This window comes from Kribbella sp. NPDC050124 (assembly GCF_044460355.1).
In the GTDB taxonomy this organism is placed as follows: Bacteria; Actinomycetota; Actinomycetes; order Propionibacteriales; family Kribbellaceae; genus Kribbella.
On sequence record NZ_JBITJU010000006.1, the window covers coordinates 218817 to 232532 of the forward strand.

Here is a 13716-nt window from a genome sequence, read left to right on the forward strand (position 1 = left end):
TCAGGTTAGTACAACACCTCCGAGTGACTCATAGTCGTGCCAGGTTCCGTCGTACGCCTTGTGGTGCATGGCCGAGTCGACGCCGACCACGAAGACGTCGAGGCGACCCGGTCCCCAGGCGACCACGGAGCCGGCGGGGCGCGGCCGGGTACGGATGGTGACGGTCGGCTCGAGCCAGCCGGCCAGGGCGGCGACGTTCATCCGCAGGATCTCGGCGGCCAGCGCCCAGTCGAGGAAGTTCAGCGTGTCGGTCGCGGTGTGGATGTGCCCGTTCGCGCTGTCCGCGCCCTCGATCGTCAGCAGCGCCGGGATCCCGGCGTTGATGAACGGCACGTGGTCGCTCGCGAACGGGTTCAGCGAGGTCTCCACCTTCAGCCCGGTGTACGTCGCGGCCGCGGTCGCCAGGTCGGCCATCTGACTCGACGACACCTGCGCACCTTCGAGCAGCACCGTCGGCGCCGCCGAGTTCTTGCTCGCGATCATGTCCATGTTCAGTACGGCGCGAATCCGGGCCCGCTCCGCCTGCGGCAGCGAAGCGACGTACTGCTTGCTGCCGAACAGTCCCTGCTCCTCGCCACCGAACAGGATCAGCCGGATGTCGTGCCGCCAGGACCGCGTCGACAACAACCGGCCCAGCTCGAGTACGCCGGCCGAACCGCTCCCGTTGTCGTCCGCCCCGGGCGCGTTCGCGGCCGGTCCACCCGAGAGGTTCACGGAATCGAGGTGGGCGGTGATGAGCACGACTCCCCCACCTCCGGTCCCCGGCCGGTCGCCGATCAGGCTCTGCGACTGGCCCGCCCCGACCGTGACCGACGTCCGGGTGACTCCGTAGCCGAGGGCAATCATCCGGGCGGCGGCAAAGTCCAGCGCCGTAGTGAACCCCGTACTCAGCGAGTGCCGCGTCGGCAGGCTCGCGAACCAGGTCAGATCGGCCTGGTACGACGTCGGCGACAGCTCGGCCACCAGCGCCGCGACCGCGGGATCCACTCGGGCCGCGGACGGCGCCGCCACGTCGACGACCGTCGTACCGGCGCGGAGTGTCTCGACCCGCCAGCAGTTGTTGGACCTACGGCGCGGCCGGTCGGCGGACGAGATCACGAGATGCCGGCCGTGGTCGAGCAGCGGTTTCACGTCCGGGTAGTCGTGCTGGAAGCTGCCGCCCACCTGCGTCACCAGCAACAGCCCGGGCGCGGTCCGCGATGCGCGACCGAGGTGCTCTTCCTGTGGGCCCCACAGGATCGTGCGATCGCCGAAGCGCGCGGACTGCGTGGCGTCAGCCGCATCCGCGGTCGGCACCACGAGATAGCGGACTGGGGTCGTCGTCTTAGTCATGAGTGCCTGCCAGAAGAGTCAGTCGGACCAGATGATCTCGAGCCGTCCGGGCTCGGCCGTCACGATGCGGCCGGCGCCCTGCAAGCCGCCGGTGATCCGGCCGCTGGCGTCCCAGCGGCCGTCCGGGCGGGCCTCGGGTGCGTCCCCGCGGCCGATCGCCCACTCCACCAGCGTGCCGTCCGGGCGGAACTCCACCCCCCGCCGGCCTCGGGCCGGCGGGAAGGCGAAGTCGTCGGGACGGTAGACGCTGATCCCGTCATGGTCCTCCTCGAAGGAATGCGTCCACCGCCCTTTCACGTGACCGGTCAGCTCAGCACCACCTGTTCGATCGAGGCCGGGGTCTCAGGCACAGTCACCTTGAAGTCGCTGATGACGCCGCCGAGCGGCTCGTAGCCGGTGACCGACGGTCCCCACGCCGCGCCGTCCCACCACTTGTGGTACAGCTGCTTGTCGGTGCCGGTGACGAACACGTCGAGCCGGTTCGGGCCCCACGAGACGACCCTCGGCTCGTCGGTGCAGATGCCGCCCAGGTACTCGTACCCGGTGACCGACGGTCCCCAGGCGGACCCGTCCCACCACTTGTGGTACAGCGCGGAATCCGTGCCGAGCAGGAACACGTCGAGCCGGTCGGAGTCCCACGAGACGACCGTCGGGGCCGTCGTACAGACACCGCCCATGTACTCCCAGCCCGACCAGGCCGAGCCGTCCCACCACTTGTGGTACAGCGCGGAGTCGGTGCCGATGACGAACATGTCCAGCCGGTTCTCGCCCCAGGCAACGACCCGCGGCGGCGAAGCGCAGACGCCGCCGAGGTACTCGTACCCGGTGAGCGACGGTCCCCAGTTCGAGCCGTCCCACCACTTGTGATAGACCGCGTTGTCGGTGCCGAGCACGAACACGTCGAGCCGGTTCTCGCCCCAGGCAACGACTTCCGGCGGGCTCATGCAGATTCCGCCCATGTACTCGTACCCGGTCAGCGACGGTCCCCAGTTCGAGCCGTCCCACCACTTGTGGTACAGCGCACGGTCGGTGCCGAGCACGAACGCGTCCAGCCGGCCAGGTCCCCAGGTGGCCAGCCGCGGCGGGCTCATGCAGACACCGCCCATGTACTCGTACCCGGTGACCGACGGCCCCCAGTTCGAGCCGTCCCACCACTTGTGGTAGAGCGCGTGATCGGTGCCGAGGACGAACGCGTCCAGCCGGTCCGGCCCCCAGGACGCGACTTCAGGAGCACTCATGCAGATACCACCCATGTATTCGTAGCCGCCGACGGACGGTCCCCAGGACGACCCGTCCCACCACTTGTGATACATCGCCAGATCGGTGCCGAGCACGAACGCGTCCAGCCGGTTCGCGCCCCAGGCCACCACCGAGCCGGCCGGTTCCGGTGTCGCTCCGGCACCGACCGCGCCGGCGATCAGGCTCGATCGCACGGTGTCCAGGCAGGCCTCCATCCGGGCCACCTGGTCGTCGGTGAACATCACCATGCCGCGGTCGTCGGTGTAGTCCATGTAGTCGTAGAACAGGTCGCCGTTCGGCCCGTTGTTGCAGGTCACGTGCGGGAACGTCGGTACGCCGAAGTTCGGGCCGGCCTGGTTCGGTGTGTCGGCGACTTCATCACTGCCGCTGCAGCCGGTGCCGTCGTCGCCCCAGATGTGGAACAGGTTCAGGTAGTGCCCGACCTCGTGGGTCGTGGTGCGACCCAGGTCGAAGGGCGCGGCCGCCGTACCGTTGGTGCCGAACCCGCTGTGCAGGATGACGACGCCGTCGGTGTCGGCCGGGCCGCCGGGGAACTGCGCGTACCCGAGCAGGCCGCCGCTGAGCTGGCAGACCCAGATGTTCAGGTACCGGTCGGTCGGCCACGGGTCGTGCCCGCCGGTCGCCGACGACTTGACCTTGTCGTCGGAGCCGAAGCCGTTGACAGTCGTCTGGGTCCGGGTGACGCCGGTGGTCGCGTTGCCGTCCGGGTCCTTGGTGGCCAGGGAGAACTCGATCCGCGCGTCCGCGATCAGCCCGGTGAACGCCGCCGGCACGATGTTGAGGTCGCCGTTGGTGGCCCGGAAGTCGTGGTTCAGCACGTCGATCTGGCTGTCGATCTGGGCCTGCGAGATGTTCTGCGCGGCGGTCTTCCAGATCACGTGCACGACACAGGGAATCCGCGCTATACCGGCAAAACGTTCCTGGCGGGCCACGTACTGCGTCGTCGCGTTCTCGAGTGCCGATCGGGCGGCCGCGTACTCGGGTGAGGTGGACAGCAGCCTGCGGTGCACGTCCATCACGCCGCACTGCCGCCGGTTCGGAGTCTCGGTTCGCCCGTCCGTGCCGCTCATACCTGCACCACCGGCTCCGGCTCCGCCACCCATCCCGGCACCGCCCGCTTGACCACCACCGCTCATCCCGGCGCCACCGGCCTGGCCGCCGCCAGTCATCCCGGCCGCGCCACCACCTGCCCCTGCACCTGCTCCCCCGCCCATCCCCGCCGGCATGTCACCGGCGCCACCGGACCCACCCGTCGACATCCGGTCGCCACCCGGCATGCCGTTGGCCTGCGGCATCCCGTTCGCTCCCGAACCGGCCGCCGGCGCCTCGCCGGGCATCCGAAAGTCGTCGTCGCGGTGCTTGTCCGCCCGCCCGTTCGCCTTTCTCGGCATCTCTCCCCCTTCCCAACGGGGGCTACGAGCAGGTCGGGATCAGCGCGATCCCGGACCGAAAAGGTCTCCCCAGACCAGCCCTTCGATCGAAGGCGGTCCCGCCCGCCTTCCCCCACCGAACAGCCTGCCCCCAAGTCACTGCTCTGCGTTCACCTTCCACCCATCACCCCACCCACACAAGCCTTCACCCCGAGGCAGTCAACTTTCCCACCATCCCCAACCCCCGTTGGAGAATTGCTTGAACAATCAAGAGGAGACGCGCATGCGCCGAGAACTATCCGTCCCGTTCGAAGCCCGCGACCACCGCGGCCTGATCGCGATCCGCGTCGTCCCGAACGACGACCCGTGGGCTTCCGGACACCAACTCGTCGTCCCGGACCTCGACGCCGAGGCGTTCCGGGGATTCCCCGTCTGTACGGCGACGCTGCGGTAGCACGGCTACGGCATCAACGCGATCATGGGCTGGATCCAGGTGCTCACCCGCGAGTTCGACGGCGACGTCTCGGTCGACGTACTCCCGTACTTCGCCGGGACACCGCTCTACAGCTACGGCCACCTGCCGACCTTCTTCGACGCACCCGCCAACCCTGGCCATCCTGACGGCACTTGGCGTGCCGACACCTTCCTCGTGATCGCGCCCGACGTCATCCGGACGCGATCCGTCCGGCCCGTCGCCGCGTTCACCTGGGGCTACCGCCTCGTCGGCGGCCATCCCGACGTCCTCGACCCGGCCCGCCTCGACCACAGCAACTGGTCCGGCCATCACGCCGTACTCCACAAAACCTGCCCCGACTGGTCCTTCGAGTAAGTCAGCGCGCGCCCTGTCGCTGATCGGGTCGAGTGGACTTGCGGAGCCAGGCGCGGTAGGCGTCGAGCAACTTCCCCCAACTCGTCGATCACCGAAGCGCCTTCCGCCGGCGGCGTTCGGCTGTGCTTTCCGGAGCTTTGCTGCCACTGGGAGGCACCAAATATCCGCAAACCGGCTCGGCTGGCCTCGGCCTCTGTGGATGCTTACTAGCTCAGGTGGGCCAGCAACAACGGGTTGATCGTGTCGGGGTGGGAGTAGGTGACGAGGTGAGCGGCGTGCTCGATGATTTCGAGGTGGGCGCCGGGGATGGCCGAGGCCAACGGGATGACGGTCTCGGGTGGGATCGAGGTGTCCTGCTCCGCGGTGATCAGTAGGACGGGTGCGGTGATGTCGCCGAGCTTGGCGCGCAGGTCCGTCGTACCGAGAGCCTCGCAGCAGGCGGCGTACCCCTCGTCGGGTGTATCGAGCACTTGCTGCCGCACGTCGTCGGTGTCGTTGAAGTCCGGGAGGAACCAGCGGCTCAACGTGGCGTCGGCGATCGCCTGGGTTCCTTCGGCGCGCACGGTGGCGGCTCGCTCGGTCCACATCTGCGCGTTGTCGGCCGGGCTGCACGGCGGGCAGAGGAGCGCGAAACGGTGGAAGCGGTCGGGCGCGTTCTCGGCCAGCCACAGACCGACCGCGCCGCCGAGCGAGATCCCGACGTACGACGCCTGCTCGACGCCGAGGGTGTCGAGCAGTTCGAGTACGTCGCCGCCCAGGTCGTCGATCGTGTACGGCCCGGCCGGCACCTCGGACTCGCCGTGCCCACGGTGGTCGAAGGCGATCACCCGGAACCGCTCGGACAGTACGCCGACCTGCGGCGCCCACATCGCGTGCGTCGTCCCGAGCGACGAGCCCAGCAGAACCACGGGCGCGTCGGCGGGACCGGTCTCCGCATAGTTGAGTCGCATACCCCCACCCTACGGACGCTGCTACTCTCCGCGGCATGACCAACGGTGGTGTGCCGGGCATCAATTCTGTGGGCGAGCTGGCGACGGTGGTACGTGGTGGCTTCGTCGAGAGCCGGCACTTCGGGATCGCGGTCGCGATCGATCCCGCCGGTACGCCGATCGTCGCCGTCGGGGACGTGGATGCGGTGGTGCTGCCCCGGTCCACCACGAAGCCGCTGCAGGCCGTCGGGTGCATCGTGGCCGGCGCACCCCTCGAAGGTGAGGAGGCCGCGATCACCTCCGGCAGCCACACCGGCGAGGACCGGCACGTCGCCGTGGTCGACCGGATGCTGGCGCGCGCCGGCCTCGACCGCGGTGCGCTGGGCTGCCCGCCGGACCTGCCCGAGGACCCGGACACCCGGAACCGGTTGGTTGCCGCAGGCATCGGTCCGTCCCGGGTCCTGATGAACTGCTCGGGCAAGCACGCCGCGATGCTCACCGCCGCCGACGAGCCGGCCGGCTACCTGGATCCGTCGAGCCGGGTGCAGAAGACGATCACCGCCGAGATCGAACGGTTGACCGGGGCAACGACCGGAGTCGTCACCGTGGACGGCTGCGGCGCACCGCTGGTCGGTGTACCCCTTCGCGGCCTAGCACTCAGCTTCAGCCGCCTGGCCACAGCCGCCCCCGGTACGCCGGAACACGTCGTGGCAACGGCGATGCGCCAGTACCCGGAGTTCGTCGGCGGGCGCGGTCACCAGAACACGCTCGTGATGCAGCAGCTCCCCGGCGTCATCGCGAAGGGTGGTGCGGAAGGGGTGATCGCGATGGCCACCCCGGACGGTCACGCGGTGGCGGTCAAGGTGATCGACGGCAATCCCCGGGCCACGACAGCGCTCGGCCTGATCCTCCTGAGCAAATGCGGCGTGGACGTGTCCGCCGCGGCTGACCTGCTCGAGGTCCCCGTCCTCGGCGGCGGCCAACCGGTCGGCCGCATCGAACTGCAGCTCTAGCTAGCGGTACAGAGCGAGCGCGCCGGTGAGCGAGTCGACGGCGGCGCGCGGGCCGAACAGGCCGAGGCCCAGGTACTCCACGTCTTCGGCCTTGGTGCCGCTCAGCGTCGCGGACATCTGCTCGTAGGTGCGGGCCCGCTGGGCGATCTGGTTCATGTCGTGCACCGTTACGCCGTCCCGAGCCGCGGCCTGGGCCCGGAGCTCGTGCAGTTGCTCGGCGGAGGCCCGCAGTACTGGAATCGGGTGCGCGCACATGCCGGTGTGCGCGTTTCCCGAGGCATCCTTGGTGTCCGGGCCAACCACGCCTTCGTGGTGGTGGCCGAGGGCGACACCGAGCAACGCGGCGGTGTTCAGGGCGACGCCGATCGGCGCTTCGGCCGCGATGACCACGACCAGCTTGTTCGTCAGCACGGGCTCGAAGCTAGCCGGTCGGCCAGCATTGCGAGTGGCTGACCGAACATCGTTCGGTGGATCTGCCAAACTTCCTGTCATGGACGAACTTGATACGGCGCTGCTGCGGATGCTGCAGAACGACGCGCGCCGGACCAACCGCGACATGGCCGCCGAGCTCGGCATCGCGCCGTCCACCTGTCTGGAGCGCATCCGCGGCCTCCGCGACCGCGGGGTGATCAGCGGCTACCACGCCGAGGTCGACCTGAAGGCGATCGACCGTTCCACCCAGGCGATCATCTCGATCAAGCTCCGCCCGCAGGCGATGGCGGTGGCGACCGCGTTCCAGGACTACGTCAACCAGCTCCCCGAGACGCTCGCGATGTTCATGGTCTCCGGCGCGTCCGACTTCCTGGCCCATGTGGCGGTCAAGGACACCCAAGCCCTCCGCGACCTGGTTCTGGCGCTGGCCAAGCGGCAGGAGATCGCCGACATCCGTAGCTCGGTCGTCTTCGAGCACCATCGCCGTACGACGGTCATGCCGCTACCCGAGCGCTGACAGCTTCGCGGGGTTCGCCTGAATCCGGGCGGCGGCGACCTGGAGACCGTCGAACTCCAGGTGCAGGACGTGCCGGAGCCCCGGGACCCGAACGTCCAGCGCCGGCCCGGTCACCAGGTCGAGCGGTACGACGCTGACCTCGTCGCGGGCGTAGATCCGGGCGAAGAACTGCGCGACCTGCTCGCGTCCGACCACCGGCTTCCGGGCGATCCGGGGCCTGCCACCGCCGTCGCTCCACTCGGTCACCGACTCCTTGAGCATGGCCTCGAGCCGGGGCAGGTCACCGTCCCGGGCAGCCGCGACGAAGTCGAGCAACAGTCGCTGCTGCTCGACCCGCGTCGGCTCGAACTTCGGTCGCTCACGATCCAGCGCCTTGATCGCCCGATTGTGCAGTTGTCGACAATCCTCAACCGATCGCTCGAGGTTCTCCGCGATCTCGTCGTACGGGAGCAGAAACGCGGTCCGCAGTACGTAGACCGCGCGCTGCGGTGGAGTGAGCCGCTCCATCAGGTGGAGGACCGCGATCGACAAGTCGGAGGTGTCGACCGAGGTGAACGGGTCCGTTGGCACCGGCTCCGGCAGCCACTCCCCGACGTAGCTCTCCCGCCGCGCCTGCCGGGTCCGCAGTACGTCGACGCCGAGCCGGGTCACCACCCTCGTGAGGTAGCGACGCGGCTCGTGCACGGTGGCCCGGTCGACACCGGACCAGCGCAGGTACGCCTCCTGCAGCACGTCCTCGGCGTCCTGCCAGCTCCCGAGCAGCCGGTAGGCGAGGCTCGCGAGCATCCCGCGGGCCGCCTGGAACTCGTCCAGAGCGCCCGTCAAGCGGCGAGCACCGGCTGCTTCCTGCTCGTGATCGTCAGACGGTTCCACAGGTTGATGGTGCCAACCGCGAGGAGCACGTTCGCGGCACCCTCCTCCCCGAACTGCTCGACCACGCCGTCCCACACCTCATCGGGTACGCCGCCCTGTCCGAGCCGAGTCACCGCATCCGTCAGCGCCAGGGCGGCGCGCTCGCGTTTGTCGTAGAAGGACGACTCGCGCCACGCCGCCAGACCGAACAGGCGTTGCGAACTCTCGCCGTCCTTGAGGGCGTCCGTGGTGTGCATGTCCACGCAGAACGCGCACTCGTTGACCATCGAGGCGCGCACCTTGATCAGCGCGAGCACCGAGTGGTCGAGCGCGCCCTGCACATACTTCTCCAGGCCGAACACGGCCCGGAAGCCGGCCGGCACGACCTTGCTGAGATCCATTCGTTGTTCCATGCCGCCACGACGGTCTCGCACCGGCCTGACGTGACAGTGGCAGGTGTGACGCCGCTCACTAGCCCTTCTTGAGGACCTGCTGGGCCTTGGAGACTGCGGCCTCGGTCGCGCCCTCGAGCTCGCCCTCCTGGCCGGCGAGCAGGGTCACGGAGACGACGACGTCCTCGACACCCGTGGTGGCCGCGGTGAACTCCAGGCCGCGCCGCGAGCCCGAGGTCACGGTGAGGCGGAAGGCGAACGGGTCGGTGCCGAACTGCGGCGCCTCGATCTCCTCGACCTCCATCGAGTAGCTGCCCTGGCCGATCTTCATCGTCACCTTCGGGCAGGAGGTGACCGCCTTCTTGTACGCGTGCTGCAGGTAGGCGACCTCGGCACTGTTGCCCATCGCATCGAGACCGAAGTCGATGAAGGTGCCTTCCTGGCCGGCCGAGAACGACCGGTGGGTGGTGGCCTTCGCGCCCGGCGCCTCGCTGGCGTTGAGGAACTTGACCAGCGTCTTGCACTTGCTGCTCGCCGACGAGAACGGCTTCTCGGCGTCACCGGCCGGGTCGTCCTTCTCCGGCTGGTAACCGTCGGGAAGGTCCGCCTGCTCGAGCAGCGCCTTGGCAAGCTCGGCCGAGGTCCGCTTCACCGTGCCGGTCGCCGTAGGCGTCTCCGGTGCGGCTGTCGTGGCCGGCGTACTCGGCTCAGGCGAGGACTGGGCGGCCGCGTCACTCGTGTCATCGCCACCGCATGCGGCGAGCGACAGACTGAGAGCGGTGACGAGCACGAACGGAAGCAATACGGAGCCGCCGCGCCGGGGGCGCGCAGTCAGCAGAGTCATGGGGGGCCTTCCAGAACCTCGAGGGCCGGGCGGGCCCACCGGTGGCCGAGCAGGCAGCAGCGTACCTGACACGTCAGGTCGTTCCGCCGGACCCTGGCCGCGGGCGTGGCGCGGGGTTCTGGCTAGAAGCGGTGGGAGCGGAGATGGATGTTCTGGAGTAGACCGATGGCGAGCAAACAGGCGAACATCGACGAGCCGCCGTAGGAGACGAACGGCAGCGGCAGGCCGGTCACGGGCATGATGCCGAGCGTCATCCCGATGTTCTCGAAGGTCTGGAAGGCGAACCAGCAGACGATCCCGGTCGCGACCAGCCGGCCGAAGGCGTCCCGCGCGTTGATCGCGATCCGCAGCCCCCGGAACAGCACGATCGCGAACAGTACGATGATCGCGCCAGCGCCGATCAGGCCGAGCTCCTCCCCCGCGACAGTGAAGACGAAGTCGGTGTGCTGCTCGGGCACGAACGCGTTCTGCGTCTGACCGCCGTGGAACAAGCCTTGGCCGAATACGCCCCCGTTGCCGATCGCGATCCGCGCCTGGTTCACGTTGTACCCGATGCCCTGCGGGTCCTGCGACGGATCCGCGAACGCGATGAACCGTGCCAGCTGGTACTCCTTCAACACCTGCAGCTTGATCGCCAGCGCCGCGACCAGCACGCCGGCGGTCACCAGCCCGAGCATCCAGCGTTTCGGCACACCGGACACCGCGATGATGCCGAACACGATCGACCCGAGCACCATCACCGTGCCCAGGTCGGGCTGCAGCATCACCAGCACCACCGGCACAGCGGCGACCGCGATCGCCTGCGCGACGTCGATCGTCCGGGCGGTCTCGCGGTGGTCGGTCTCACCCTTCTCGGCGATCAGCAACGCCATCCCGACGATCACCGCGAGCTTGGCGAACTCACTCGGCTGGATCGACATCCAGGGCAGCTGGATCCAGGACCGCGAGCCGTTGATCACGGCACCGACTCCGGGCACCAGGACCAGGATCAGGCCGACTACCGAGGCGGCGTACAGGACCGGGGCGAGGATGCGGACCCGGCGATGGTCGGTGACGGCGGCAAGGATCGCGAGCACCGAGCCGATGGCGAAGTTCAGCGCGTGCCGGAGCAGGAAGGCGTACTGGTTCCCCTCGGTCAGTGAGGTCCGGCCGTGGGTCGCGGACCAGATCAGCATCGCGCCGATCGTGGACAACGCGACCACGCCCAGCACGAGCACCCAGTCCACGTGCCACACCGTCGACCGCCGGTCCATCCGCGGCCGGGTCCGGATCGGAGTCAGCAGCGCCATGACCGCGACCTCCCCGCGGCCCGGCCGGACCCAGTGCTGGACTCTGCGCTAAATCCTGGGCTACTCATTGCTCGGCTTCTGCTGCTCGGCCGGCGGGGTCGGCTTGATGTTGTACAGCGTCTCGTAGATCTTGCGGACCGCGTCACCACCGGCGCCCGACCCCGTGCCGGCCTGGCTGATCATCATCACCACGGCGTAGCGGTCGGTGTACGACGCCAACCACGAGGTGGTCTGCTTGCCGTAGACCTCCGCCGTACCGGTCTTGGCCCGGATCTGCACCTGGTCGACCGGGAACCCGTTGAACTTCCAGGCCGCCGTACCGGTCTTGACCGTCTCCTTCAGAGACTTGTCGATGTAGCGCAGGTTGGAGGCGGACACCGGCAGCTTCGCCTTCACCGTCGGCTGGATCTCGTGCGGCTTGCCGTTCGCGCCGATCCAGGACTGCACGACACGCGGCTCGTACAGCGTGCCGCCGTTGGACAGCGCCGAGTACACCGTTGCCAACTGCAACGGAGTGACTGTGGTGTCGCCCTGGCCGATGGCGAAGTTCACCGCGTCACCGGCGCGGTACCGGTACCCGTCGGCGCAGAACTCGCGGGAGAACTGCTTCAGGAACGCCGATGTCCCGGCCGGCGGGTTGTCCGCGAGCTTGCAGTAGTAGTCCTTCTGCGAGTCGTAGTACTCCTTCTTCCACTTGCGGTCCGCGATCCGGCCGCTGACCTCGCCGGGCAGGTCGACGCCGGTCGGCTTGCCGAGACCGAACTTCTGCGCCATCTCGACCAGCGGGTCCCGGGTGTTCACGTCGCTGGAGTTGCCGCCCTCCTTCAGCCAGAGCGCGTACGCGATCCGGTAGAAGAACGTGTCGCACGACAGCGACAGCGCCTGGTCGAACCCGATCGACCCGTACGACGCGGACTCGTAGTTCTTGAACCGGCGGTTCCCGACCTCGAAGTACGACGAGCAGTCCAGTCGGGTCTTGGTGCTGTAGCCGGCGCTCAGCGCAGCCGCGGTGGTGATCGGCTTGAACGTCGACCCCGGAGCCAGCTGCCCTTGCAGCGCCCGGGAGACCAGCGGGGTTCCGGACTTCGACGAGTACAGCGCGTCCAGCTCGCGCTGCGTGATACCGCCGACCCAGACGCCCGGGTCGTACGTCGGGTAGCTCGCCATCGCCACGATCCGGCCGGTCTTGGTGTCCATCACGACCGCTGCGCCGGAGTCGGCGACGTACTTGCGTTTGGTGATCTTGTCGTACTGCTTCCGCGCGGTCAGGATCGCGTTGCGCAGTTGGGCTTCGACCGAGGCCTGGATCCGCGCGTCGATCGTGGTCACGAGCGTGGCGCCGGGGACCGGCGCGGTCTGCTTCCGGACGCCGGTGGTGTACCCGACCGCGTCGACGATGACATCCTTCACGCCCGGCGCACCGCGCAGGAGCTTGTCGTACGTGCGTTCCACACCGGCACGTCCGACCAGGTCGGAGCGGTGCGGGACCGAGTCGCCGCCGGACTTCTCGATGTCGTCGAGCTCCTCGGTCGTGATCGGTGACAGGTAGCCGAGGATGTGCGCCGCATTCACCTTGTACGGCGCCGGATACGCGCGCAGCGCCTGGGATTCGGCGGCGACGCCCGGGAAGTCCTCGCGGCGTTCCATCACCTCGATCGCGATCTGCTCGCTGACGTCCTTCGCGACCGGGATCGGCTGGTACGGCGTACCGTTCCAGCAGGCCGGCGGCTTCGACGCGCCCGGCTCGCCGCACAGCATCGTCCGCGCTTTGAGGTCCTTGGGCTTCTGGCCGAGCACCTTCGCCAGCCGGGCCATCACGACGTTCTGCTGGCTCTCGGGCAGTTTCGCCAGCACCGACCGGTCGACCGTGATGACCAGTGACACCCGGTTGCCGACCAGCGTGCGGCCCTGCGAGTCCACGATCGTCCCGCGCGGCGCCGGCACCAGCACCTGCCGCGTGTGCTGCTGCGTCGCGGCCTGGGTGTAGTCCTCGTTGGACATCACCTGCATGTACCAGAGCCGCGCGAACAACGTGCAGAACAAGGAGAAGACCAGCACCCCGATCACAAACAACCGGAGTCGGGCTTTGAGAGGGGCTTCGAAGCCGTCGAAACTCATGACAGCACCCGGCGGCGTTCTCTCGGCGGGACGAGGCGGCCCATGACCCACATGACCAGGGGGATCACCACGATCGCGCCGACCACGTCGTACCCGGCGGCGATCCCGAGCCGGACGCCGAACTCACCCCAGTCGACGGACGGATCGTGCAACAGCGACCCGGTGGCGCAGTAGATGAACAACGACAACGTGGCCCCGAGCACGACGGTCGCCGCGACGATCAACGGCCCGACCGGCCCGACCGGCCCGGTCGAAGTCTCCCGCCGGATCAGCCCCGCCACGTACCCCGCGATCGCCAGCGCCAGCGCCCACCGACCCGCCGTGTGATCGGCCGGCGGTACGACGTCCAGCAGCAGACCGCCCGTGAACCCGGCGATCGCACCCCACTCCGGCCCGCGGGACAACGCCAGCGCGATCACCACGATCAGCACGAGGTCACACGTGACCCCGGCGACCGCGACGTTCGACAGCACGGACGTCTGCACGGTGACGGCAACCATCAGGAACAGGGCTGCCAACCCGATGCGTAAGGCAATCAC

General features: G+C 68.8%; 15 protein-coding genes. 4 read left to right on the forward strand and 11 right to left on the reverse strand.

Annotated elements, in window-relative coordinates; all coding sequences use genetic code 11:
* The 3 genes from ACIBL3_RS17430 to ACIBL3_RS17440 are packed head-to-tail and all read right to left on the reverse strand — an operon-like array spanning position 1 to position 3983.
* Positions 1 to 1332: a M20/M25/M40 family metallo-hydrolase gene (locus tag ACIBL3_RS17430; RefSeq protein WP_396354404.1), complete on the reverse strand. Its 1332-nt coding sequence runs from the start codon at positions 1330 to 1332 to the stop codon at positions 1 to 3.
* Between the two features lie 18 nt (positions 1333 to 1350).
* Positions 1351 to 1629, reverse strand: a complete 279-nt coding sequence (locus ACIBL3_RS17435; RefSeq protein ID WP_396354405.1) for a hypothetical protein — start codon at positions 1627 to 1629, stop codon at positions 1351 to 1353.
* Between the two features lie 8 nt (positions 1630 to 1637).
* Complete coding sequence (locus tag ACIBL3_RS17440) at positions 1638 to 3983, reverse strand: M43 family zinc metalloprotease (protein ID WP_396354406.1); 2346 nt, start codon at positions 3981 to 3983, stop codon at positions 1638 to 1640.
* Between the two features lie 262 nt (positions 3984 to 4245).
* Here ACIBL3_RS17440 and ACIBL3_RS17445 point away from each other — a divergent pair, with 262 nt between their 5' ends.
* Positions 4246 to 4416, forward strand: a complete 171-nt coding sequence (locus ACIBL3_RS17445; protein ID WP_396354407.1) for a hypothetical protein — start codon at positions 4246 to 4248, stop codon at positions 4414 to 4416.
* A gap of 24 nt (positions 4417 to 4440) precedes the next feature.
* Positions 4441 to 4791 carry a hypothetical protein gene (locus ACIBL3_RS17450; RefSeq protein ID WP_396354408.1) on the forward strand — a complete coding sequence of 117 codons (351 nt, stop codon included), beginning with the start codon at positions 4441 to 4443 and terminating at the stop codon, positions 4789 to 4791.
* 206 nt (positions 4792 to 4997) lie between these two features.
* Here the strand turns inward: ACIBL3_RS17450 and pcaD are convergent, their stop codons facing one another.
* Positions 4998 to 5741, reverse strand: coding sequence for a 3-oxoadipate enol-lactonase (gene pcaD, locus ACIBL3_RS17455; protein WP_396354409.1), 744 nt, complete (start codon positions 5739 to 5741; stop codon positions 4998 to 5000).
* Between the two features lie 35 nt (positions 5742 to 5776).
* On the opposite strand from pcaD, the gene ACIBL3_RS17460 reads away from it, so the two are divergent.
* Positions 5777 to 6733, forward strand: coding sequence for an asparaginase (locus tag ACIBL3_RS17460; protein ID WP_396354410.1), 957 nt, complete (start codon positions 5777 to 5779; stop codon positions 6731 to 6733).
* Here the strand turns inward: ACIBL3_RS17460 and ACIBL3_RS17465 are convergent, their stop codons facing one another.
* On the reverse strand, positions 6734 to 7144 hold the full coding sequence (locus ACIBL3_RS17465) for a DUF2000 domain-containing protein (protein WP_396354411.1): 411 nt from the start codon (positions 7142 to 7144) through the stop codon (positions 6734 to 6736).
* 79 nt (positions 7145 to 7223) lie between these two features.
* On the opposite strand from ACIBL3_RS17465, the gene ACIBL3_RS17470 reads away from it, so the two are divergent.
* Entirely contained in the window at positions 7224 to 7682 is a 459-nt protein-coding gene (locus tag ACIBL3_RS17470) for an Lrp/AsnC family transcriptional regulator (protein ID WP_396354412.1), read from the forward strand.
* On the opposite strand, the gene ACIBL3_RS17475 is transcribed toward ACIBL3_RS17470, so the two are convergent.
* The 6 genes from ACIBL3_RS17475 to mreD all read right to left on the reverse strand — a co-directional run bounded on the left by ACIBL3_RS17475 (position 7668) and on the right by mreD (position 13716).
* Entirely contained in the window at positions 7668 to 8555 is an 888-nt protein-coding gene (locus tag ACIBL3_RS17475; protein ID WP_396354413.1) for a sigma-70 family RNA polymerase sigma factor, read from the reverse strand. The genes ACIBL3_RS17470 and ACIBL3_RS17475 overlap by 15 nt on opposite strands.
* Positions 8504 to 8935, reverse strand: a complete 432-nt coding sequence (locus tag ACIBL3_RS17480; protein ID WP_396354414.1) for a carboxymuconolactone decarboxylase family protein — start codon at positions 8933 to 8935, stop codon at positions 8504 to 8506. The genes ACIBL3_RS17475 and ACIBL3_RS17480 overlap by 52 nt, the downstream gene beginning before the upstream one ends.
* 70 nt (positions 8936 to 9005) lie before the next feature.
* A complete protein-coding gene (locus tag ACIBL3_RS17485) occupies positions 9006 to 9770 on the reverse strand; it encodes a hypothetical protein (protein WP_396354415.1) in 765 nt (254 codons plus the stop codon).
* A gap of 122 nt (positions 9771 to 9892) precedes the next feature.
* On the reverse strand, positions 9893 to 11059 hold the full coding sequence (gene rodA, locus ACIBL3_RS17490) for a rod shape-determining protein RodA (RefSeq protein WP_396354416.1): 1167 nt from the start codon (positions 11057 to 11059) through the stop codon (positions 9893 to 9895).
* A 60-nt stretch (positions 11060 to 11119) separates the two neighbouring features.
* Positions 11120 to 13177, reverse strand: a complete 2058-nt coding sequence (gene mrdA / locus ACIBL3_RS17495) for a penicillin-binding protein 2 (RefSeq protein WP_396354417.1) — start codon at positions 13175 to 13177, stop codon at positions 11120 to 11122.
* Positions 13174 to 13716 carry a rod shape-determining protein MreD gene (gene mreD / locus ACIBL3_RS17500; protein WP_396354418.1) on the reverse strand — a complete coding sequence of 181 codons (543 nt, stop codon included), beginning with the start codon at positions 13714 to 13716 and terminating at the stop codon, positions 13174 to 13176. Before mreD ends, mrdA begins: the two co-directional genes overlap by 4 nt.

Coding starts and splice junctions, on each gene's coding strand:
- ACIBL3_RS17430 (WP_396354404.1), bottom strand. CDS start 1,332: ATGACTAAGACGACGACCCCAGTCCGCTATCTCGTGGTGCCGACCGCG.
- ACIBL3_RS17440 (WP_396354406.1), bottom strand. CDS start 3,983: ATGCCGAGAAAGGCGAACGGGCGGGCGGACAAGCACCGCGACGACGAC.
- ACIBL3_RS17445 (WP_396354407.1), top strand. CDS start 4,246: ATGCGCCGAGAACTATCCGTCCCGTTCGAAGCCCGCGACCACCGCGGC.
- ACIBL3_RS17450 (WP_396354408.1), top strand. CDS start 4,441: ATGGGCTGGATCCAGGTGCTCACCCGCGAGTTCGACGGCGACGTCTCG.
- pcaD (WP_396354409.1), bottom strand. CDS start 5,741: ATGCGACTCAACTATGCGGAGACCGGTCCCGCCGACGCGCCCGTGGTT.
- ACIBL3_RS17460 (WP_396354410.1), top strand. CDS start 5,777: ATGACCAACGGTGGTGTGCCGGGCATCAATTCTGTGGGCGAGCTGGCG.
- ACIBL3_RS17470 (WP_396354412.1), top strand. CDS start 7,224: ATGGACGAACTTGATACGGCGCTGCTGCGGATGCTGCAGAACGACGCG.
- ACIBL3_RS17480 (WP_396354414.1), bottom strand. CDS start 8,935: ATGGATCTCAGCAAGGTCGTGCCGGCCGGCTTCCGGGCCGTGTTCGGC.
- ACIBL3_RS17485 (WP_396354415.1), bottom strand. CDS start 9,770: ATGACTCTGCTGACTGCGCGCCCCCGGCGCGGCGGCTCCGTATTGCTT.
- rodA (WP_396354416.1), bottom strand. CDS start 11,059: ATGGCGCTGCTGACTCCGATCCGGACCCGGCCGCGGATGGACCGGCGG.
- mrdA (WP_396354417.1), bottom strand. CDS start 13,177: ATGAGTTTCGACGGCTTCGAAGCCCCTCTCAAAGCCCGACTCCGGTTG.